This window comes from Dyella sp. AtDHG13, from assembly GCF_003201105.1.
Classification (GTDB): Bacteria; Pseudomonadota; Gammaproteobacteria; order Xanthomonadales; family Rhodanobacteraceae; genus Dyella; species Dyella jiangningensis_B.
This window is the reverse complement of the sequence record NZ_QICJ01000001.1, coordinates 390625-412660: the sequence shown is the minus strand read 5'-3', so window position 1 is coordinate 412660 and position 22036 is coordinate 390625. Positions and strand designations below refer to the sequence as shown.

At 67.1% G+C, this 22036-nt stretch carries 20 protein-coding genes; 13 read left to right on the top strand and 7 right to left on the bottom strand.

Annotated elements, in window-relative coordinates; translation table 11 throughout:
• Positions 1 to 57: 57 nt before the first annotated feature.
• A complete protein-coding gene (locus tag BDW41_RS01795) occupies positions 58 to 1320 on the bottom strand; it encodes a hypothetical protein (protein WP_074547175.1) in 1263 nt (420 codons plus the stop codon).
• 40 nt (positions 1321 to 1360) lie between these two features.
• Positions 1361 to 2866 carry a helicase HerA-like domain-containing protein gene (locus BDW41_RS01790; protein ID WP_074547176.1) on the bottom strand — a complete coding sequence of 502 codons (1506 nt, stop codon included), beginning with the start codon at positions 2864 to 2866 and terminating at the stop codon, positions 1361 to 1363.
• Between the two features lie 165 nt (positions 2867 to 3031).
• Here BDW41_RS01790 and BDW41_RS01785 point away from each other — a divergent pair, with 165 nt between their 5' ends.
• Positions 3032 to 4540, top strand: coding sequence for a transglycosylase SLT domain-containing protein (locus BDW41_RS01785; RefSeq protein WP_074547177.1), 1509 nt, complete (start codon positions 3032 to 3034; stop codon positions 4538 to 4540).
• 83 nt (positions 4541 to 4623) lie between these two features.
• On the opposite strand, the gene BDW41_RS01780 is transcribed toward BDW41_RS01785, so the two are convergent.
• The 3 genes from BDW41_RS01780 to BDW41_RS01770 form a co-directional block, all read right to left on the bottom strand.
• Entirely contained in the window at positions 4624 to 5058 is a 435-nt protein-coding gene (locus tag BDW41_RS01780) for a hypothetical protein (RefSeq protein WP_074547178.1), read from the bottom strand.
• A 151-nt stretch (positions 5059 to 5209) separates the two neighbouring features.
• A complete protein-coding gene (gene asd / locus BDW41_RS01775; protein ID WP_074547179.1) occupies positions 5210 to 6055 on the bottom strand; it encodes an archaetidylserine decarboxylase in 846 nt (281 codons plus the stop codon).
• A gap of 94 nt (positions 6056 to 6149) precedes the next feature.
• Positions 6150 to 7271 (bottom strand): VCBS repeat-containing protein, encoded by a 1122-nt coding sequence (locus tag BDW41_RS01770; protein WP_110301508.1) that lies wholly within the window; start codon positions 7269 to 7271, stop codon positions 6150 to 6152.
• Between the two features lie 218 nt (positions 7272 to 7489).
• Between BDW41_RS01770 and prmB the strand changes: the two genes are divergently transcribed.
• From prmB to BDW41_RS01725, 9 genes are all read left to right on the top strand, one after another.
• On the top strand, positions 7490 to 8416 hold the full coding sequence (prmB, locus tag BDW41_RS01765) for a 50S ribosomal protein L3 N(5)-glutamine methyltransferase (protein ID WP_074547181.1): 927 nt from the start codon (positions 7490 to 7492) through the stop codon (positions 8414 to 8416).
• A 13-nt stretch (positions 8417 to 8429) separates the two neighbouring features.
• Positions 8430 to 8996: a GNAT family protein gene (locus BDW41_RS01760; RefSeq protein WP_074547182.1), complete on the top strand. Its 567-nt coding sequence runs from the start codon at positions 8430 to 8432 to the stop codon at positions 8994 to 8996.
• 35 nt (positions 8997 to 9031) lie between these two features.
• Positions 9032 to 10120: a chorismate synthase gene (gene aroC, locus BDW41_RS01755; RefSeq protein ID WP_074547183.1), complete on the top strand. Its 1089-nt coding sequence runs from the start codon at positions 9032 to 9034 to the stop codon at positions 10118 to 10120.
• A 59-nt stretch (positions 10121 to 10179) separates the two neighbouring features.
• Entirely contained in the window at positions 10180 to 11199 is a 1020-nt protein-coding gene (locus BDW41_RS01750; RefSeq protein WP_074547184.1) for a D-glycerate dehydrogenase, read from the top strand.
• Between the two features lie 112 nt (positions 11200 to 11311).
• Positions 11312 to 12340: an aspartate-semialdehyde dehydrogenase gene (locus tag BDW41_RS01745; protein ID WP_074547185.1), complete on the top strand. Its 1029-nt coding sequence runs from the start codon at positions 11312 to 11314 to the stop codon at positions 12338 to 12340.
• Complete coding sequence (locus tag BDW41_RS01740; RefSeq protein WP_074547186.1) at positions 12340 to 12630, top strand: hypothetical protein; 291 nt, start codon at positions 12340 to 12342, stop codon at positions 12628 to 12630. The genes BDW41_RS01745 and BDW41_RS01740 overlap by 1 nt, the downstream gene beginning before the upstream one ends.
• A 201-nt stretch (positions 12631 to 12831) precedes the next feature.
• The gene (locus tag BDW41_RS01735) at positions 12832 to 15225 is read left to right on the top strand and encodes a FimV/HubP family polar landmark protein (protein ID WP_074547187.1); all 2394 of its coding nucleotides are present in this window, start codon (positions 12832 to 12834) and stop codon (positions 15223 to 15225) included.
• A gap of 105 nt (positions 15226 to 15330) precedes the next feature.
• Entirely contained in the window at positions 15331 to 16098 is a 768-nt protein-coding gene (gene truA / locus BDW41_RS01730; RefSeq protein WP_074547337.1) for a tRNA pseudouridine(38-40) synthase TruA, read from the top strand.
• Positions 16095 to 16742 carry a phosphoribosylanthranilate isomerase gene (locus BDW41_RS01725; protein ID WP_074547188.1) on the top strand — a complete coding sequence of 216 codons (648 nt, stop codon included), beginning with the start codon at positions 16095 to 16097 and terminating at the stop codon, positions 16740 to 16742. Before truA ends, BDW41_RS01725 begins: the two co-directional genes overlap by 4 nt.
• 132 nt (positions 16743 to 16874) lie before the next feature.
• Here BDW41_RS01725 and BDW41_RS01720 read toward each other — a convergent pair whose 3' ends face one another.
• Positions 16875 to 17771 (bottom strand): LysR family transcriptional regulator, encoded by an 897-nt coding sequence (locus BDW41_RS01720; RefSeq protein WP_074547189.1) that lies wholly within the window; start codon positions 17769 to 17771, stop codon positions 16875 to 16877.
• A gap of 103 nt (positions 17772 to 17874) precedes the next feature.
• Between BDW41_RS01720 and trpB the strand changes: the two genes are divergently transcribed.
• The 3 genes from trpB to accD are packed head-to-tail and all read left to right on the top strand — an operon-like array spanning position 17875 to position 20807.
• Positions 17875 to 19083, top strand: a complete 1209-nt coding sequence (gene trpB, locus BDW41_RS01715) for a tryptophan synthase subunit beta (protein WP_074547190.1) — start codon at positions 17875 to 17877, stop codon at positions 19081 to 19083.
• A complete protein-coding gene (gene trpA, locus BDW41_RS01710) occupies positions 19080 to 19880 on the top strand; it encodes a tryptophan synthase subunit alpha (RefSeq protein ID WP_074547191.1) in 801 nt (266 codons plus the stop codon). Before trpB ends, trpA begins: the two co-directional genes overlap by 4 nt.
• 54 nt (positions 19881 to 19934) lie before the next feature.
• The gene (accD, locus tag BDW41_RS01705) at positions 19935 to 20807 is read left to right on the top strand and encodes an acetyl-CoA carboxylase, carboxyltransferase subunit beta (protein ID WP_074547192.1); all 873 of its coding nucleotides are present in this window, start codon (positions 19935 to 19937) and stop codon (positions 20805 to 20807) included.
• A 601-nt stretch (positions 20808 to 21408) separates the two neighbouring features.
• Here accD and BDW41_RS01700 read toward each other — a convergent pair.
• Positions 21409 to 21978 carry a phosphatase PAP2 family protein gene (locus BDW41_RS01700; protein ID WP_074547193.1) on the bottom strand — a complete coding sequence of 190 codons (570 nt, stop codon included), beginning with the start codon at positions 21976 to 21978 and terminating at the stop codon, positions 21409 to 21411.
• Positions 21979 to 22036: the final 58 nt, after the last annotated feature.

The following is a 22036-nucleotide window of genomic DNA, read 5'->3' as shown; positions in this document are numbered from 1 at the left end:
GGACTGATCCATTGCTTGAAGCGTGCAGTCGATTTTAACCGGCCTGCGCGCCGATGCTCATGGAGCGTGGGCGGTCGACTGCTGCATGCGTGTAGCAAGCGCCGTCAGGGCAGGGCACAGCGGATGCTCCGGCCATGCGGCCGCGAGCTTGCCCAGCAATACCGCGGCCTCGGCGTGTTGGCCCAGACGGTCGGTGAGCTGGTTGGCGGCAAGCAGGCCGATGCGAGGGCATTCGGGCGAGCGGGGCCAACGGCTCAGATAGCCGCGGCACAGCTTCAGTGACAGCTGCGTCATGCCCGAACTGCAGGCATGGTCGGCCAGGGTGGCCGCGCTTGCCGGATCATCCGGAAGAAAGCTGGCATCGATATCCACGCATTCCTGCGTCAACGCCAGCGCGCGGCGTGTCTCGCCTTGCGACATGAGCGCCGCGATCCACAGATGCCCGTGCTCGATCAGGCCTTCGTGCGGGCCTTCCTTGCGCAGCAGTTCGCGATAAGCCTGATGCAGCGTGGCTGGCGCGCTGCGGCCCTGCATGCGTTCCACCAGCATGCCGATGGCGGCGCGGCGGTCGATCACGGCCATCTCGCGCACGTCGGCGAGCAGGCGTTCGTCTTCGTCCTGTCCGCTGTCGCGCAGCAGCGTTTCCGCTTCGGGTTCCAGGTCGAACTGCGCGTGGTGCCGATGGATCATGGCGCCCATCAGGTGCAGGTTGAAGATGATCAGGTACGTGTACGCAAAGGCGAACAGCGGCAGCGACGCCCACAGCGGCATCCACGACAGCGTGCGCGACGGCAGCACGATCAGGCCGCCGATCAGCAGGTTGACGAGCACGGGAATGAAATAGCCCACGCCCAGCCGCCCTATCACCGCCTGCCATTGGCGCGGATGGAACGCGTCCAGCGGATGCCCGTCGAAGGCCAGCGACATGTCGATGGCCGGCAAGGTGAGCGCGAAGCACAACACCAGCGGCCAGAACATGGCGGGATAGAACGCCGTGCTCGCGGCGCAGGCGATCACCACGCCCATGTGCACGACGGTGAGCCAGTGGCCTGCCGAAGGGTTTTCCTCGACGCCCACATCGGGCGGATCGGCGTAGCCGTTCGCCGTATGCAGCAGGCAGGCGGCGCCGTAACGCCATGTGGCCGTCCACAGCGCGAAGGCGGCGACGATGCCGATGTACGCCGGGATCATCACCAGGCATTGGCCCAGCGCAAGCACGACGCAGGCGGCGAGCCCGCCGCCGTGCAACGGGTAGCCCAGGCCGGCGACGAAGCGCTCGGCCAGTGGCGTGTCGGGCGATACGGTATGGATGCGTGGCATGCGGGTTGTCTTGCCATCCCGTGCAGGGATGGCGTGAGGATCAGCGCTTGCCGCCGAAGATGCCGCCCAACACGCCGCGCACGATCTGTTGGCCCAGCTTGGAGCCCACCGCGCGGCTGGCCGATTTGGCCATCGCCTCGATCATGCCCTGGCGACGGCTGGTGCCGAGCAGTGCATCGCGCACGGCATCGGTCCAGCCGGGATCCTGCTTCGCCGGAGCGCCACCGGGCGCGGGCCGGGTGATGGTCTGCGGGTCCGCCGCTTTCGTGGCGGCGCGCTGGGCGAGGATCTCCGCCGCCGATTCACGGTTCACCGGCGTGTCGTACTTGCCACCCACCGGCGAACGCTGCCGCACCATGGAGCGTTCGGCGTCGGTAATGGCGCCGATGCGCGCGGTGGGCGTGGTCACCATCACGCGTTCCACCGGCGAGGGCACGCCGCCGTCGCGCAGCGTGGATGCCAGCGCTTCGCCCACGCCGAGCTGGGTGATCGCCTCGCTCACGTCGATCTTCGGATTGGCCACGAAGGTTTCCGCCGCCGCCTTGACCGCCTTCTGGTCGCGCGGCGTGAACGCGCGCAGCGCGTGCTGCACGCGGTTGCCGAGCTGTCCGAGGATGTTGCCGGGCACGTCGTCCGGGTTCTGCGAGCAGAAGTACACGCCCACGCCCTTGGAGCGGATCAGCCGCACCACCTGTTCCACGCGCTGCTGCAGCGCCGGCGGCGCATCGTCGAACAAGAGGTGCGCCTCGTCGAAGAAGAACACCAGCTTGGGCTGGTCCAGGTCGCCGACTTCGGGCAACTGCTCGAACAGCTCCGACAGCAGCCACAGTAGGAAGGTGGAATACAGGCGCGGCTTGAGGATCAACTGGTCGGCGGCCAGCACGTTGATCACGCCGCGGCCGCTCATGTCCTGGCGCATCAGGTCGGAAAGCTCCAGCGCCGGCTCGCCGAAGAACTGGTCGGCGCCGTCCTGCTCCAGCTTGAGCAGGGCGCGCTGGATCGCGGCGATGCTCTGCGTGCTGATCAGGCCGTAATGCGCCGAGATGTCCTTGGCGTTTTCGCTGGCGAAGCCGAGCATGGCGCGCAGGTCGGGCAGGTCGAGAAGCAGCCAGCCCTGGTCGTCGGCCACCTTGAAGATCACCTCGAGCACGCCTTCCTGCGTGTCGTTGAGTTCCATGATGCGGCCGAGTAGGGTGGGGCCCATTTCGCTGATGGTGGCGCGCACCGGGTGGCCGAGCTTGCCGTAGATGTCCCAGAAGATCACCGGATTGGCCTGCGGCCTCCAGTCGCTGAGACGGAGCTTGTCCAGGCGTGCCTTGAGCTTGTCGCCCGGTTCGCCGGCGGGCATCGACAGGCCCGCCAGGTCGCCCTTGGCGTCGGCGAGGAAGCAGGGCACGCCCAGCTTGGAGAAGCCTTCGGCCAGCACCATCAGCGACACGGATTTGCCCGTGCCCGTAGCGCCCGCGATCATGCCGTGCCGGTTGCCGTAGCGCGGGTCGAGGCTGACGCTGGTGTTGTCGTTGCGGCCGATAAGAATGTCAGTCATGGCGTTCCGTCCGTAGGATGCCCGGCGATTGTAGCGAGCCGACATGTTCTTGCGCCTGCGCGCCACGCGAAGGCGAACGCTGGCGAACCTTCAGGGTTTTTTCGGTTGAGTCCATGCCGCTTCGCGCAGTAAGGTCGCCCTTTCGGTCCGACAGTGAAGTCGTCCATGGTTTTCCCTGCTTTTTCCCGTTCGTTGCGCCTGGCACTGCTGGCCGGCGCGCTGTTGTTGCTGGTGGGCTGTTCGAGTGGCGGAGGCACGAAGCCCGCGGCCACGCCTCAGGCCAATCAGCTTTATGCCCAGCTGGATCAGGCCAGCAAGGGTTACGAGACGGCGCTTGCGCAGGCGCGTGCCGGCAATACGCAGGCTTCGCAGCAGACCCTCAGCGCCGCGCTGGATCAGCTGAAGAACGCCTCGGCGCATTGCCCTTCGACGCCGGGTTGCGATCCGCAGCGCTTTTTCTCCGTGTTCGATCGCCTGCTGCGCCTGAAGGACGGCAACTTCGATCTCGGCGATGACCTGAGCGCCATGGGCAACGATCTGCCGGAAGGCAGCGACGCCGGCAAGACCGGCGCCGCCAGCCTGCCCGAGGCGCAGCGCAGCGTGACCCTGCTGCGCGGCCAGCAGCTGTCGCAGCTGATCGCCATGAATGGCCCGGTGAAGGCCGCGCTGGAGATGTGGCTGACGCAGTGGCGCGGCAACCTGATGGACGCCTACGTCAACTATCAGTTCCTGCGTTATCAGATGTGGCCGGAATACCAGAAGCAGGATCTGCCGGAGGCCTTGCTGTTCGGCATCATGGCCAAGGAGTCGGGCGGCAAGGTGCATGCGGTGTCGCGCTCGGGCGCCGCGGGCCCGCTGCAATTCATGTATGCCACCGGCCTGCGTTTTGGCCTGAATACGGAGGACGGCTTCGACTCGCGCTTCGATCCCGCCGAGTCCGCCCGCGCCAATGCGGAGTACATGGACGAACAGCTCAAGGCGTTCAACAACAACCTCGAACTCACCTTGGCCGCCTACAACGGTGGCGAGGGACGCATGCGGCGCCTGGTGGGCGACAACACCTCGGTGAGCCTGTACGACCCCACCATCTACAACCAGCTCTCGCAGGAGACGCGCGACTATGTGCCCTCCGTGCTGGCAGCGGCCTGGCTGTTCCTGCATCCGGAAAGCTACAACCTGCGCTTCCCGCGCGTGGATGGCGCGCAGGGCAGCGTGGTGCTGAAGCGGCCGGCCTCGCTCACCGAGCTCACCGTGTGCCTGGGTTCGGCGGCGGGCATGCAGGACGGCTGGTTCCGCACGCTGCGCAACCTCAATCCGCGCCTGGACCCGCAGGCGACGCAGCCTGCCGGCGTGCGCATCATGGTGCCCAAGGTGCTGGAGAAGCCATACGAGGCCCGCTGCACCGATGGCCCCTGGCCGATCCTGGCCAACGACCTGCACACGGCCGTGCTGCCGGTGGTGCCGCCGTCATCGGCTCCGCCGCCGGCCACGTCCTCGCGCAGTTCCAGCAGCACCTCGCGTACGCGCAGCTACGTGGTGAAGCGCGGCGACACGCTGACCAGCATCGTCAGCAAGGTGAACTGCTCGTCCGTGCAGGAGGTGTCGGAGATGAACGACCTCAAACACCACCAGATCAAGCCGGGACAGGTGCTCAAGCTGCCGACTTGCCGCTGACGCCATCGCGGCACGCTCCAGTACCGCGCAACGAAAAAGCCGCCCTTTCGGGGGCGGCTTTTTTTCGTGGAAAGGCAGGGCACTCAGGCGGCAGCGGCGGCCTGGGTCCATTCGCGGATCGGGTCCGCGCGATGGTCTTCCTTGAGTTCGCGCAGCAGGCGCATCAGGTCGCGGTGGTGCGGCTTGATGCTCGGATGCGGGGTGTTCTTGGTCTCGTGATAGGCCACGGCCAGCCACAGGGCGATGCCGCGCATGGCGACCTCGGCGTTGTCCGAGCGGGCGCGGGCCAGCCCGATGTCGGTGCCCTGGCCCCAGGGCAGGTAGCGCTCTTCCGGCGGCGTGCCGTAGAGGTGCGGGAAATCGCTGCGCGAGGCCTGGCCGATCTCACGCAAGGCCATGGTGCCCAGGCGTGCGCGGCTGCGCTTGGGCAGTGCGCGGATCTGGCGCTCGATCTCGCGGAATTGCTTGCCGAGCTGGCGTCCACGGTTCATGGCGATGAGTCGGGTGACGATGCGCATGGGCTTCCTCGATCTGGCCTTGGGGCGGCGCTCGCACAAGGCGGCGCCGGGCCGGAAGCATACTGGCGCCGTTCAGGTTGGTGCGCCAAAAAGGTCACAAAACGACGAAACGCGTCACTCGCCGCGTCAAAAAATTGACGCGGCGGTTGGATCAGCCTTTGAGCTGCACGCCCAGCCGTTCGCCGACTTTCACGACCTGCTGCGGCGCCAGGCCGTCCAGTTCCGCCATGCCTTCGGGGAACAGCAGGATCACGGTGGAGCCCATGTTGAAGCGCGCCATCTCGGCGAAGCGCTCCAGCGCGATGTTCTGTCCGGCGAAGGATTTGCGGCGGATCGACGGCGCGTAAGGCGGAATGACCAGGCCGTCCCACACGGTGGCCACGCTGGACACCAGGATGGCGCCGACCATCACCACCACGAACGGGCCGTGCTCGCCTTCGAAATGGCAGACCAGCCGCTCGTTGCGCGCGAACAGCCGCGGAATCGCCTCCACCGCGAACGGCGCCACGCTGAAGATGCGGCCGGGCACGTGCACGGTTTCCTTCAGCGTGCCCTTGAGGGGCATGTGCACGCGGTGATAGTCGCGCGGCGACAGGTAGATGGTGGCGAAACGGCCGTTGCGGTACGGCGCCGCGCTGGCCTCGTCGCCGAGCAGCTCGGCAGCGGTGTACTCCTGACCCTTGGCCTGGAAGATGCGGCCATCGACGATCCTGCCCAGCTGGCTGATCCTGCCGTCCGCCGGCGAGAGCACGGCCTGCGGGTTGGCGTCCGCATGGCGCGCATCCGGCCGCAGCTTGCGGGTAAAGAACGCGTTGAAGTGCTGGTAGGCCAGCGGATCGGGCTGCGCCGCCTCGGCCATGTTCACCTGATATTTCTGCACGATGGTGCGGATCAGGAAGTTCTTCCACGGCTTGAAGGTCCAGCGCGTGGCCCAGTACACCACCCGCGACAGGGCACGGTGGGGAAGGATGTATTGCAGGAGTACGTTGAAGGTCATCCGCCAAGTATGAAGGATGACCGCCGTGATTTCGCCGGTGCCGATGATATGGGCAAGTCGCGACCGGCGGCGGGGCCGCCGGTCGCTGCCTTGGTCAGTGGCGTGACCCGAGCAGCCTCCAGCCCGATCGGTAATTGGCGATGGTCGCTGACTGCCAACCGACCTGGCTTGGCCAGGTAACGGTATTGACGTACCAGGTCAGCTGTCCCGGAGTGGACGGGGGAGCGGTCGCCGCCTTGTCGTTCGCCCATACCAGCACGGCTTCGTCGTAGCCGTCGAAGTTTCCGGTTGCTCCGAGGTAGTCGCCCGGATTCAGCGGCAAGCTGCGGACGGCGTTGAACGTGGTTTGCCCCACATTGCCCTGGTTGTCGTAGTACCGGATCCACTCATACTGGGTGAACTGCGGCTGCGTGTCGTTCTTCACGTAGACATTGATACCGCCGAAGTCGCCTGCAATCGCCGCGCCCACGATATGCCCCTGTGGGTCATAGTTGCCGAGGAAGGTGGACGTGAAACCGGTCGGCGAGCCAGCCCACAGAAGCACGTCGTGCGCGTCGCTGGTCCAGATGAGGTCCAGGTTGAATGTCTGCATGAAATGGCCGATCGCGGCGACGTGATAGCCGCAGGGAGCCTTGACGGTCTGCTTCTCCACCACGGCGGCGCCTTGCATCCGCCAGTAGCCGAACAGGCACTTCTTTTCATTCCACCAGAGCAGGTCGGCGTTGTTGTCGCCATCCACGTCGCCCGCGCCCAGGAGTCGCCAGTCTTCGGGGTAATGCCCGATATGCGAGACATCGAAGGTGGTGCCGTTGGACGTCCATAGCTCCAGATCGCGATGGGCGTTGGTGAACACCAGATCCGCCTTGCGGTCACCGTTGAGGTCACCGACAGCGCCGACGTGGTAGCCGGGCTTTACGTGGAAGACCTTGGTCGGGCCACGGACGTAAGTGGGCGTGGACGAATAGTCCCAGGTGGACAGCCAATAGCCCACCAGGCCACGGTCGGCATTGGCCCAAAGGAGGTCGCTCAGTCCGTCGCCGTCCACATCGTTTGGCGCGGTATAGCTGTAGTCCGCATGGAAGACCTCGTTGGCCTCCTGCAGGAACGGGTGTTCGGTGACTGTAAGGCCGGCGTCGTCAACGCTTTCCTGCGCGACGGCAGGCACTGAAAAACACGCAGCCATCGCGGCTGCGCAGACCAGCTTCCCTATCTTCATGTTTTCCCCTTGGTGACGTGAGTGCGCCGGGCGGGACTATCCCCTCCGTACCGGGCGCGCGACGATTCTGTGTGGCGCCACCGTGGCCGACAATCAGCCGGAAGCGCTAATGGCGCCGGCTTGCGACGCCAGTCGCTGTTTGGGCTTGGGGAGGGATCGGACGGCCGTGACCGTCACTGCGGCTATACTGTCTGATCCCTCTAGGCCCAGATATCGCCGTGACCCACGAACTCGCCTCCATCATCGACTTCATCCGCTATGGCGCGAGCCGTTTCTCGGCGGCGGGCCTCACCTTCGGGCACAGCCACGACAATCCCATCGATGAAGCCACTCATCTGGTGCTGGCCAGCCTGCATCTGCCGCCGGACATTCCGCCGGCCTATGGCGCGGGCCGCCTGACCACGGAGGAGCGCGAGCGCGTGCTGGCGCTGATCGAGCGCCGCGTCAACGAGCGGCTACCGGTGGCGTACCTGGTGGGTGAGACCTGGTTCGCGGGCATGAAGTTCAAGAGCGACCGCCGCGCCCTGGTGCCGCGCTCGCCCATCGCCGAACTGATCGAGTCGGGCTTCCAGCCGTGGCTGGACCATCGCCATGTCGAGCGCGCGCTGGACCTGTGCACCGGCTCGGGCTGCATCGGCATCGCCATGGCCGAGTACAACCCCGAGTGGCAGGTGGACATTGTCGACATCAGCGACGATGCGCTGTCGCTGGCGCGCGAGAACATCGCCTTCCAGCACGTGGAAGGCCGCGTCGAGGCGATCAAGTCGGATCTGTTCAATGGCCTGAAGGGCCGTCGCTACGACCTCATCGTGTCGAACCCGCCGTACGTCACCGAGGACGAGTACGCCGCGTTGCCGGGCGAGTACAGCCACGAGCCGAAGCTGGGCCTGACCTCGGGCGAGGACGGTCTGGACATCTGCGTGCGCATGCTCGACGAAGCGGCGGACTATCTCACCGAGGATGGCCTGCTCATCGTGGAAGTGGGCGAAAGCGAGCGCCAGCTGGTGGAACTGCTGCCGGAAGTGCCGTTCGTGTGGATCGAGTTCAAGGTCGGTGCGATGGGCGTGTTCGCGCTGGAGCGCCGCGACCTGGTCGAGCACGCCGCCGCGATCCGCGCCGCGGCCCAGGCCCGCAAGGGCCGCTGAGAACCGGCTTTTTATGGAACTGGCGACGGATCGTTTGTGGTTCGACGGCTTGCGCGAGAGCGACGCCGCGGCGCTGTTCGCCTATCGCTCGGATCCGGACGTGTCGCGTTACCAGGGGTGGCGGCCGGAATCGCTGGCCGAAGCCAAGGGTTTCATCCGCAACCAGGCCGGTCTTGCAGCGCCGTCGCCGGGCCAGTGGTTCCAGCGCGCCATTCGCCGTATCGATGATGGCAGCCTGATCGGTGATCTCGGGCTTTGCCTCTCCGACGACAGGCAGGCCGAATTCGGCATCACGCTGGCGCCCTCGGCGCAGGGCCAGGGCTTTGCCCGCGAGGCTCTCGGCGGCCTGTTCCAGGCCTTGTTCGGCAGGCTGGACGTCCATCGCGTGCATGCCTCGGTCGACCCGCGCAACCTGCCCAGCATGGCCTTGCTGAAGGCGGTGGGCATGCGCCAGGAGGCGCATTTCCACGAGAGCCTGCGCTTTCGTGGCGAATGGGTCGACGACGTGATTTTTGCCCTGCTGGCGCGCGAATGGCGCGAGGCTCACGCAAAGGGCGCAGGATTTGCTGCATCGCGGTAAGCTGTGAGGGTTATCCCTCGGACGACCCGCGCCCCGTGTCCAGCAATTCCTTCGGCAAACTCTTTACCGTCACCACCTTCGGCGAGAGCCACGGTCCTGCCATCGGCTGCGTGATCGACGGCTGCCCGCCGGGGCTGTCCATCGCCGTGGAAGAGTTCCGCGCCGACCTCGAGCGCCGCGCCACCGGCAGGAGCCGCCACACCTCGCAGCGGCGCGAGGCCGATGAGGTGGAGATCCTCTCCGGCGTCTACGAAGGCAAGACCACCGGCACGCCGATCGCGCTGCTGATCCGCAACACGGACCAGCGCAGCAAGGACTATGGCGACATCGCTCAGACCTTCCGCCCCGGACACGCGGACTACACCTACTGGCAGAAGTACGGCATCCGCGATCCGCGCGGTGGCGGCCGTTCCTCGGCGCGCGAGACGACCATGCGCGTGGCGGCCGGCGTGGTCGCCAAGAAGTGGCTGGCCGAGCGTCACGGCGTGCGCGTGCGCGGATACCTCGCGCAGATCGGCGACATCACGCCCGGCTCGTTCGATTGGACGGCAGTGGAGCAGAACCCGTTCTTCTGGCCCGACGCGCATGAGGTGCCCACGCTGGAGTCCTACATGGACGCCTTGCGCAAATCGGGCGATTCGGTGGGTGCGCGCGTCAACGTGGTGGCCGATGGCGTGCCGCCGGGCTGGGGCGAGCCAATCTACGGCAAGCTCGATGGCGACCTCGCCGCGGCGCTGATGTCGATCAATGCCGTGAAAGGCGTGGAAATCGGCGATGGTTTCGGCGTCGTCGCGCAGCACGGCAGCCAGCATCGCGACGAGATCGCGATGGACGGCTTTGCGTCCAATCACGCCGGCGGCATTCTCGGCGGCATCAGCACGGGGCAGGCGGTGCTGGCCTCCATGGCGCTGAAGCCGACCTCGAGCATCCTCATTCCGGGCCATAGCGTGAATCTCGCCGGCGAGCCGGTGGACGTGGTCACCAAGGGGCGTCACGACCCTTGCGTGGGCATCCGCGCCACGCCGATCGCCGAGGCCATGATGGCGCTGGTGCTGATGGACCACGCGCTGCGCCACCGCGCCCAGTGCGGCGATGTCGGCGAGGTTGCTCCCCGCATTCCCTGAAACGCGCCGGTCCGCTCGCGGGCTGGCGCAGCAAGCACGTGCTGAAGAAGAGCAGGTTGATGACAGCCAAACCGAAAGTCTGGGTCTCCCGCCCCTTGTTTCCAGATGTACTGGCCCGCCTAGCGGAACATTTTGAGGTTGACGCGGAAGCCGTGGAGCATCGCCACTCGGCGGACGAACTCAAGCGCAAGCTGGCCGGCGTGGATGCCGCCGTGGTGGGGCTGGCCGACCGCATCGACGCCGCCGTGCTCGATGGCAACACGCGCCTGAAGGTGGTCGCCAACCTCGGCGTGGGCCACAACAACCTCGATCTGGACGCGCTGACCCGCCACGGCATTCTCGCCAGCAACACGCCCGACGTGCTGACCGAGAGCGTGGCCGATTTCGCCTGGGCGCTGATGCTGGCGGCGGCGCGCCGTGTTGGCGCGGCGGAGCGCTGGCTGCGGGCAGGGCAGTGGCCCGGCAGCAACATGCGCTTCGACGACTGGATGGGCCTGGACGTGCATGGCCGCACTCTTGGCATCCTGGGCATGGGACGCATCGGGCAGGGCATCGCCCGTCGCGCGGCCGGCTTCGACATGAACGTGCTGTACCACAATCGCTCGCGCCTGCCGGAGATGGTGGAGCGCGAGTGCAGGGCCACCCTGGTGGACAAGGCGGAGCTGTTGCGCCGCGCCGATTTCCTGGTGCTGGTGCTGCCGTACACGCCGGAGAACCGCCACGCCATCGGCGCGCCGGAGCTGGCCCGGATGAAATCGTCCGCCGTGCTGGTGAACATCGCCCGCGGCGGCATCGTGGACGACGCGGCGCTGGCCGCGGCGTTGCGCGAAGGCAGGCTGGCGGCAGCGGGGCTGGACGTGTTCGAGGGCGAGCCGCAGGTCCATCCGGACCTGCTCGCGCTCGACAACGTGGTGCTCAGCCCGCATATCGCCAGCGCCAGCGAAGAAACCCGCCGCGCGATGGCCAACCTGGCGGTGGACAATGTGATTGCGGCGCTGGGCTACGGCGAGGCGGCGGGAAAACCGCCGACTCCGCTCAATCCGGCGGTTTTGGCACGCGGGTCCGCACATAAAGCGTGATGACATTCACGCCCATGCGTGTCGCTGGTTGTTTTGCACGCCGCCCCGGCTAGATTTCCGCTGATGCGGAGGCCGGAGCGGTTTTCCCACTCCTCCTACCTGATAACGGGACATGAGCAAGAAGAGCAGCTACAAGGTGGCAATGGTCGGCGCAACGGGCGCCGTGGGTGAAACCCTGCTGGCCATCCTGGCCGAGCGCGAATTCCCCGTCAGCGAGCTGGTGCCGCTGGCGAGCGAGCGCTCGGCGGGTGAAAAAGTCACTTTCGGCGGCAAACAGGTCACCGTGAAAAACCTGGCCGATTACGACTTCAACGGGGTCGATATCGCCTTCTTCTCGGCCGGCGGCTCGGTCAGCCGCGAGCACGCGCCGCGTGCCGCCGCGGCCGGCGCGGTGGTGATCGACAACACCTCCGAGTTCCGCTACCAGGACGACATCCCCCTGGTGGTGAGCGAGGTGAACCCGCACGCCATCGCCGAGTACACCACGCGCGGCATCATCGCCAACCCCAACTGCTCGACCATGGGCATGCTGGTGGCGCTGGCGCCGATCCATCGCGCGGTGGGCATCGAGCGCATCAACGTGGCGACCTACCAGTCCGTGTCGGGCGCGGGTCGCAGCGGCCTGGAGGAACTTGGCAAGCAGACCGCCGCGCTGCTCAGCTTCCAGGACGTGGAAAGCCAGAAATTCTCCAAGCAGATCGCGTTCAACGTGATCCCGCACATCGACGACTTCCAGCCCAACGGCTACACCAAGGAAGAAATGAAGATGGTGTGGGAGACGCGCAAGATCCTCGAAGACCCCACCATCCAGGTGAATCCCACCGCGGTGCGCGTGCCGGTGTTCTACGGCCACTCCGAGGCCGTGCACATCGAGACCCGCGACAAGATCACCGCCGGGCAGGCACGAGAGCTGCTGGAAAAGGCCGAGGGCGTGGTGGTGGTGGATGAGCGCAAGGCCGGCGGCTATCCCACGCCGGTGAGCGACGCGGCTGGCAAGGACCCGGTGTTCGTGGGCCGCATCCGCGAGGACATCTCGCATGAGCGCGGCCTGGATCTTTGGGTCGTCTCGGACAACATCCGCAAGGGCGCGGCGCTCAACGCCGTTCAAATCGCTGAACTTCTCATCAAGGACTATCTGTAATGAAGCATGTGCTGACCGGGTTGGTAATGTGTGCACTGGTGTTCGCTGTACCTGCCCGGGCGGCACAGCCGTCGACGACGCCGGCCGCCCAGGCGGGCGACCAGAAGCAGATCGACCAGGCGATCCAGAAACAGCAGGCGACGGTGAAGCAGTTGCAGGGCGACGTGGCGCGGGAAGAGGGCAAGTCCCACGATGCGGACGCCAGGCTCAAGCAGCAGGACCAGACCATTGCCGAACTGCAGGCCCAGTTGAAGGCGCTGAACTCCGCCTCGCAGCCGGCCGGTCATTGATGCAGGCGGCGCCCCGGGAGCCCGGCTTGGGTCTCCCGGAGGCGCTGTCCCACGAGAAGAAGCGCCAGCAAGGTGCTGTAAATACTGATCAACGCTATTGTTGATTGGCTTGTATCTAACTAAAGTGACGCCTCGTTGCGGGTGCTGCCGTGTTTCGGTGTGCCGATAAGAATGTCACGGGGTCGTTCGGGGGAAAACACGATGAATCGTTCGTTGAAGCTGTCGATACTGCTGGCGCTCGCCCTCGGCAGTAGCCAGGCGGCCGCTCTGGAGCTGGGCCAGATCCAGGTGAAATCCGCCCTGGGGCAGCCGCTGCTGGCCGAAATCCCGGTCAACCCCGACAGCCCGGCCGAGCTGCAGAACCTCACCGCCCGGCTTGCGTCCTCCGAGGACGCCGCCCAGGCGGGCGTCGCGGCCGGCCCGACGGTTCCCCTCCGGTTCGCGGTGGTCGACGGCGCCAACGGCAGGAAGGTGATCCGCATCACCAGCGCCGCGCCGGTCAACGATCCCTACCTCGACCTGCTGGTCGAAGTGAACAACGCCGCCGGCAAGAGCCTGCGCGAATTCACCATCCTGCTCGATCCACCCGGCAGCGCTGCCGGCAACGTGCCCGCGACCCGCGCACCGACGCAGTCGGGCGGCAAGGCGTCCCGCCGCGCGATGGCGACGCCGCCGGCCGCGTCCAGCAGCGAGTCCACGGCCGCGGCTCCGGCTCCGGAAGCCAAGCCGGCCCGTCCCGCGCCGGCGCCGCGTGCGGCCGGTGGCGGCACCTACACGGTCGAGAGCGGCCAGACGCTGTCCGCCATCGCCCATGAAACCGCGCCGGCCGGCGTGGACATGAACCAGATGCTGATCGCGCTGAAGACGGCCAACCCGGACGCCTTCTACCGCGACAACATCAACGCCCTGAAGAGCGGCGCGGTGCTACGCGTGCCGACCAAGGACGACGCGCAGGCCATGGCCGCCGCGGCCGCCCTGGCCGAAGTGCGTCGCCAGAACAGCGACTGGCGCTCCGGCGCCGCCAAGGTGCCGACCACGGTCGCCGACGCCGGTACGCGCGCCAACGCCTCCTCCGCGCCTGCCGCGGCAGCGCCGGCGGGCGATCACCTTGCCCTGGTTCCCGCCAAGGAGGGTTCGGACAATGCCGCCGGCCGTGGCGGCAAGGGTGACAAGGCCGCCGCCGAGAAGGGCATGGCGGCCCTGCACCAGGATCTGCTGCGCAGCCAGGAAGCCCTGGCCTCGCTGACCAAGCAGGGGGACGAACTCAAGTCGCGCCTGAAGGATCTGGAAGACATCAACGGCAAGAACCAGCGCCTGTTGTCGCTGAAGGATTCCGAGATCGCCGACCTGCAGCACAAGCTGGCCGAAGCCCGCAAGGCCGCCGGCCAGCCTGCGGTGGCCGCCACGGCGCCGGTCTCGCCCGCCAAGGCCGCATCGGCCAAGGCACCCGAGGTGGAGACGGTGGTCAAGGCCAACGAGCCGGCCGCGGCCGCGAGCGCACCCGCCACCGCTGCCGCTACGGCATCCAGCGCCGCCGCGCCGGCGCACGCCAGCTCGGCCCCGGTGGCCGCGGCCAAGCCCGCGCCGGCGACACCGGCGGTGAAGCCCGCCGCCAAGCCTGCGCCGGTTGCTGACGAAGAACCTTGGTACATGCAGACCTGGGCATGGGGCGCCGGTGCCGGCGTCATCCTGCTCGGCCTGCTGGCCGCCCTGCGTGGGCGCAGCCGCAAGGCGGCGACCCCGGCCGCCGCGGCCGGCACGTCGTCGCTGGCCGACCGCTTCGGCACCATGCCGGCGGACGGCGTAGATGGCGCCGACCACGACCAGGACGAACTGCTCGACCAGCTCGCCGAGCATCCGGACGACATCGGCCTGCACCTGGAACTGGTCAGCCTCTATTACAGCCGCCGCGACGTCGAGCATTTCGAGGCCGCCGCGGAAGCCATGCACGCCCACATCACCGACCCGCAGCAGCCGGAATGGGTGGATGTGGTGCACATGGGCGAAGACCTGGTGCCCGAGCACCCGCTGTTTGCCCACGGGGCGCCGCGTGCGCACGTGGGGGACGAACACGAGGCGCTGGACCATTTCGACCTGGGCGCCTACGCCAAGGATCACGACGAAACGCCGCCGCCGCTTCCGGCGTCGTCCGCTCCCAATGCGCCCAAGGTCAGCGGCTATCACTTCGATTTCGACCTGACCCCGAAGCCGGCCCAGTCGCACGCCAGCGCCCCGGCACCGGCGAGCCGCGAGGAAGCGCAGGAAGAACACGACGTGCATGCCTCCACCTGGCACTTCGCGGAGCCCGAGGCCGACGAGGCGGAAGAGAAGCCGCTGCATGCCCACGCTACGGATCACGGCTTCGGCCACGACATCGTCGACAACGATCTGGCCAGTGGCCTGAGCCACGAACTGGACCATGACCTGGGTGGGCAGCTCACCGACGATCCGGTGGACACCAAGCTCGATCTGGCGCGCGCCTACCTCGACATGGGCGATCCGGATGGCGCACAGGCCATGCTGGAAGAAGTCATGCACGAGGGTTCGCAGATGCAGAAGGACGTGGCCAAGCGCCTGCTCGAAAGCATCCGCTGATACCGCCTTTCCCGTAACACCCCGCACGGGCCGGCCTTTGCCGGCCCGTGTGCGTTTCGGGCCTGCTAACCTTTGCGCTTCCGCTGGCTGTTTTCACTGGATTTCATGCGCATCGCCCTGGGTATCGAATACGACGGCACCGAGTTCTCCGGCTGGCAACGGCTCACTCACGGGGAAACCGTGCAGGGTGCTTTGGAGCGTGCGCTGTCGTCCGTCGCGGCCCAGCCGATTGAAGTGACCTGCGCGGGGCGCACCGATGCCGGCGTGCACGGGCGTTGCCAGGTGGTGCATTTCGACACCGACGTCCAGCGCGACATGCGCGGCTGGGTGTTGGGCACCTGTTCCAACCTGCCTTCCACGGTCGCGGTGCTGTGGGCGCAACCGGTGGAACCGACCTTCCACGCGCGTTTTTCGGCGCGCAGCCGGCGCTACCGCTACCGCATCCTCAACCGCCAGGTGCGCGCCGCGCTCGAAGGCCGCTACGTCACCTGGGAGCGTCTGCCGCTCGACGCCGCGCGCATGCACGAGGCGGCGCAGGCCATCGTGGGCGAGCACGATTTCAGCGCGTTCCGCGCCATTTCCTGCCAGGCCAAGCACGCCCGGCGCGAGGTGCTGGCAGTGAGTGTGCGTCGCGACGAAGAACAGGTCATCGTGGAGATCGAGGCCAATGCCTTCCTGCATCACATGGTGCGCAACATCGTCGGCTCGCTGTTGCCGATCGGTCGTGGCGAGCAGCCGGTGACGTGGATGCGCGAGCTGCTGGAAGGGCGAAACCGCGAAGTGGCCGGTCCTACCGCGCCCGCGTCGGGCCTGACCTTTCTGGGGCCGCGCTACGAGGCGCAATGGGGCCTGCCGGCCGAGGTCAGCCAATGACGCGCATCAAATGCTGCGGCATGACCCGCGTGGAGGACGCCCTGTTCGCCGCGCAGCAGGGCGCGGATGCCATCGGCGTCGTGCTGACGGCACGCAGCAAGCGGCGCGTCTCCGTGGAGCAGGCGCAAACCATCGTGCGCGCCATGCCGCCGTTCGTCACCACGGTGGCCTTGTTCATGGACGACGACGCGGGCTTTGTGCGTGAAGCCATCGAGGCGATCCGGCCGGACATGGCGCAGTTCCATGGCGCGGAACCGGACGACTGGTGCGCGCAGTTCGGGCTTCATTACCTCAAGGCCATGGCGATGGGCGAGGGCGCGGCGGCGCTGCCCCAACTGCAACGCTATCCCGGTGCGGCCGGCCTGCTTCTGGACGGACACGGCCTGGGCGAAGCCGGCGGCAGCGGCAAGGCATTCGACTGGTCGCTGATGCCGCGCGACTTGACGCAGCCCTTGATTCTTGCGGGCGGCCTTAATCCGGCCAACGTGGCCCAGGCCGTGCGGCTCGCCCACCCTTGGGGCGTCGATGTCGCCAGCGGCATCGAATCGGCGCCGGGCATCAAGGACGCCCGCAAGCTGGCCGGTTTCATCCATGCGGTGCGCGAGGCGGACAGCTCGATCGAGCCGGATGTGACTCGCCGCTAGCCCGCCACCGGCGACGCAGTTTTCCACAGCCAATGTGGATGCCTGCTGGAAAACACTGTGGATAGGTGACCTATCCCACTGATGCCAAAGGCATCGCGACACGCTGGCGCGCGATTGCGCACACCGCGCCGGCTACTGGCCCTGATCGGCGAACGAAGCCTTGAGCCACGCGGCCAGTGGTTCGGCGCGCGGATCGGAGATGCGTGCAGGCGTCGCCAGGATCCACTGCGCGCGGATGTCCTGGAAACCCCAGGGCGCGATGAGACGGCCGGAAGCCAGGTCGTCGGCGACCAGCGGTTCGGGCGCGATGGCCACGCCACGGCCGGCCACGGCAGCTTCGATCATGTGATAGAGGTGCGGATAGCCCTGGCCGGGCTTCAGCCGCTTGGCGGGCAGGTGCATGCTTTCCGCCCAGCTTGGCCACGCGTCGGGCCGCGACAGGGTGTGCAGCAGCGCCTGATCGTGGAGCGCCTGCGGGCGGCTGCGGACCAGGCGATGCGCCTTGGCGAAGGCGGGGCTGGCGACCGGGCCGATGCGTTCATGGGCCAGCGGATGCACGCGCCAGCCCGGCGGCCACGGCGGCTCGCCGGCCATCACGGCGGCATCGAGCCCGGCCAGCGATTCGTCGAAGGCGGTTTCCTGCGGGCGCAGGTGCAGGTCCAGTTCCGGCAGTTCGGCCATCAGGCGCTCCAGCCGGGGAATCATCCAGCGGGCCAGCAGGCTTACCGGGCAGCCCAGCACGAAGGGCATGTGGGCGGTGCCGGTGCGCAGCTCGTCGCAGGTGTCGCGCAACTGGGCGAAAGCGCTAGTGCTGGTGTCGCGCAGGCGCTGCCCGGCCGGGGTCAGCACCAGGCCGCGCCCCTGCCGCTGGAACAGGGCGGTGCGCAGGTCTTCCTCCAGCGCGCGGATGTGGCGACTCACGGCGCCGTGGGTGACGTGCAATTCGGTGGCGGCGCGGCTCACGCTGCCGAGCCGGGCGGCGGCCTCGAAGGCGAGCAGGGCATTGAGCGAAGGTAGGGCGCGGGGCATGGCACGTGTGAGTTTTTCTGACGGATGCCGGCCATCATATCGCTTTTTGCCACGGGCGCTTTGGGGTAGCTTGGGCGCCTTCTCCTGTGACTTTCCGACGCCCATGAGCACGATCGATTTCAGCGCCTACCCGGACGAGCACGGGCGCTTCGGCCAGTACGGCGGCAGCTACGTCGCCGAAACCCTGATGGCCCCGCTGGCCGAGCTGACCGAGGCCTACCTGCGCCTGCGGCAGGATCCCGACTTCATCGCCGAGCTGGACCGCGACCTGAAGTACTACGTGGGCCGTCCCAGCCCGGTGTACTACGCCGAGCGGTTGAGCCAGCACGTGGGCGGCGCGCGCATCCTGCTCAAGCGCGAGGACCTGAACCACACCGGCGCGCACAAGATCAACAACACCATCGGCCAGGCCCTGGTCGCCCGGCGCATGGGCAAGCCGCGCATCATCGCGGAAACGGGCGCGGGCCAGCACGGCGTGGCCAGCGCCACGGTGGCGGCGCGCTTCGGCCTCAAGTGCGTGGTGTACATGGGCGCGGTGGATATCGAGCGCCAGAAGATCAACGTCTACCGTATGAAGCTGCTGGGCGCGGAAGTGGTGTCCGTCACTTCGGGTTCGAAGACGCTCAAGGACGCGCTCAACGAAGCCATGCGCGACTGGGTCACCAACGTGGCCGACACCTTCTACATCATCGGCACCGTGGCCGGGCCGCATCCGTATCCGCTGATGGTGCGCGACTTCAACGCCATCGTGGGCCGCGAGGCGCGCGCGCAGGTGCAGGAACAGTTTGGCCGCTTGCCGGACGTGATCACCGCCTGCGTGGGTGGCGGCTCCAATGCCATCGGCTTGTTCCACGCCTTTCTTAACGACAAGGGCGTGCGCATCGTCGGCGCGGAAGCGGCGGGCGAGGGCATCGCCACCGGGCATCACGCGGCCTCGCTGGCGGCGGGCCGTCCGGGCGTACTGCACGGCAACCGCACCTACGTGCTGTGCGACGACAACGGACAGATCACCGAAACACATTCCGTCTCTGCCGGGCTCGACTACCCGGGCGTGGGGCCGGAGCATGCGTTCCTGAAGGATGCGGGTCGCGCCGAATACGTCGGCGTGACCGACGACGAAGCACTGGAAGCCTTCCATCTGCTGGCGCGCACCGAAGGCATTCTCGCCGCGCTGGAATCCAGCCACGCGGTGGCGCAGGCGATCAAGCTGGCGCGCGAATATCCGAAGGACGGACTGGTGCTGTGCAACCTGTCCGGTCGCGGCGACAAGGACGTGCACACCATTGCTGCTCGCGAAGGAGTGCAGGTATGAGCCGCATCGACCGTCGTTTTGCCAAGCTGAAAACGGAGGGCCGCACCGGCCTCATCCCGTTCGTGACCGCGGGCGATCCGTCTCCCGAGCACGTCGTGGCGCTGATGCATGCGCTGGTGGCCGCGGGCGCCGACGTGATCGAGCTGGGCGTGCCGTTTTCCGATCCCATGGCCGATGGCCCGGTGATCCAGCACGCCGGCGAGCGTGCCATCGCCAAGGGCGTGGGCCTGGCCGACGTGCTCGGCTGGGTGGCGCAGTTCCGCCAGCGCGACGGCGATACGCCCGTGGTGCTGATGGGCTACCTGAATCCGCTGGAGATCCACGGCTACGAACGCTTCGCCACGGAGGCTGTGCAAGCCGGCGTGGACGGAGTGCTGGTGGTGGATTGCCCGCTGGAGGAATCGGCCGTGCTCGAGCCTTTGCGCAAGGCCGGCCTGCAGCGGATCCTGCTTGCCGCGCCCACCACCGCACCCGCGCGTATGGTGCAGTTGTGCGGGTCGGCCGAGGGTTTCCTGTACTATGTCTCGTTCACCGGCATCACCGGTGCGGCGCGGTTGAGCACCAGCGACATCGCCAGCCGCGTCGCGGATATCCGGTCGAAGTCGAAAGCGCCGGTGGCCGTGGGTTTCGGCGTGCGCGATGCGCAGTCGGCCAAGGCCATTGCCGGGTTTGCGGATGCGGTGGTGATCGGCACCGCGCTGGTGGAGCGCCTGGCAGGCGCGGAAGGCGTCGACGACGCCACCGCGCGGGCCAGGGATTTCCTGGCGCCCATCCGCGCCGCGCTGGATGCGCATTGAGAACACGCTGCGTTCGTGACGCGGCGTCGCGTCATGAACGTTTGAGGTGTTGCGATGAACTGGCTCCAGAAAATCATGACTCCCCGTGCCCGCACGGAAGCCACCGGCAACGCCGGCAAGGGCAAGGTGCCCGAAGGCGTATGGGAGAAGTGCAATGGCTGCGGCACGGTGCTCTACCGTCCGGAGCTGGAACGCAACCTGATGGTCTGCCCCAAGTGCGGACACCACCATGCCATCGAGGCGCGCGTGCGCCTGGATGCGCTTCTGGATCCGGGTTCCGCGCAGGAGCTGTGGGCCAGCATGGAGCCCACCGATCCACTCAAGTTCCGTGACTCCAAGAAGTATCGCGACCGCATCGTGGCCGCGCAGAAGAACACCGGCGAAAAAGACGCACTGATCGCCATGAGCGGCCGCCTGAAGGGCCGTCCGCTGATGGCCGTGGCCTTCGAGTTCTCCTACATGGGCGGCTCCATGGGCTCCGTGGTGGGCGAGAAGTTCACCCGCGCCGCCGAGCGCGCCCTGGCCGACCGCAGCGCGCTCGTGTGCTTCTCCGCCACCGGCGGCGCGCGCATGCAGGAGTCGCTGTTCTCGCTGATGCAGATGGCCAAGACCTCGGCGGCACTGGCCAAGCTGCGCGATGCCGGCGTGCCCTATATCAGCGTGCTGACCGACCCCACCACCGGTGGCGTGTCCGCGAGCCTGGGCATGCTGGGCGACATCAACGTCGCCGAGCCAAAGGCGCTGATCGGTTTCGCCGGCCCGCGCGTGATCGAGCAGACCGTGCGCGAGACCCTGCCGGAAGGCTTCCAGCGTTCGGAGTTCTTGGTGGAACATGGCGCCGTCGACCTGATCGTCGATCGCCGCGAAATGCGCGACAAGCTGGCGGACCTGCTGGGCATCCTGATGAAGGCGCCGCGCGTCGCCTGATCGACGCGGATCATCGATACACCAAAGACAGCGCCTCCGGGCGCTGTCTTTTTATGCGCGGTTTTCCATAGCGAATGTGGATGCACGCGAGAGAAGCTTGTGGATAGGTGTGCTATGTCACTGACGGCAAAGCGGTGATGACGCATTGATGCGCAAATGCGCAGGGCCTTGCTTGCCCGGCTTTGCATGCAGGAATGCCGCCGTTACAAGAGTGGCGAATGATCTTTTCCACAGCGCATGTGGACTCCACCTGCATAAGCCTGTGGAAAAGCGCGAATCACGCCTTTGCCGACAATCACTTGTCACGCCGTGCTGATTTCTTGATCAATCGACGCGTGTTTTCCACAGCGATTGTGGATGCGGATGGAACAAAGCTGTGGACAAGCATCGCAACTGCCTGCCACGCAAGGTGTTCGTGACGCCGTGGCGAAGATTTGCACAGTGCCGGGCATCGGAACTGCGTAATGTTTTCCACAGCGAATGTGGATGCGCACAGGAAAAGCCTGTGGATAGGTAGGCTATCTTGCTGATGCCAAAGCGATGACGACGCATTGGTGCGCAAATGCGCACGCGCTTGCCTGGTGTGTCGCGTTGTTTCCGATCAACCGAGCAGTGCGTGGAACGGCAGCAGCCACAGCGACAGCGCACCCAGCGCGCTGCCGATCGCCGTGGCGGCGATCACGTCGCTCGGATAGTGCAAGCCGAGGATCACGCGCGAGGCGCCCACCAGGGCAGTGAAGGTGAGCAGCAGCGGGGCGAGCAGCGGATACCAGGCAAGCGCCACCACGGTAAAGCTCACCGCCTGCAGCGTGTGGCCCGAAGGGAAGCTGAACTCGTCCAGCGGCGGCACGTGGGCGATCACACCGGGGCAGGCGCGGAACGGGCGCGGGCGGCGCGTCCAGCGCTTGAGCAGACGGTAGAGCAGCAGCGCGGTGAGGCCGGTGATCGCCATCTGCGCGGCGGCGAGCAGGCCGCGGTGGCCGTCGACCAGGGCCAGCACGGCCATCAGCGAGTACCAGAACACGCCATCGCCAAGCCGGCTGATGATGCCGAAGAACACGCCGACGGCGCGCCGTGCGCCCCAGCGGTTCGCCGCCACGCACATGCGGCGGTCGATGGCGAAGCGCGGTCCTGAGAGTTCAGGCGTGTGCAGCGGTGGCAGGGTGTTCATGGCGTTCTCCTGGGGAGGGCGGGTTGACACCCACGAAGTGGCCCTCGTTGCCTTTCCC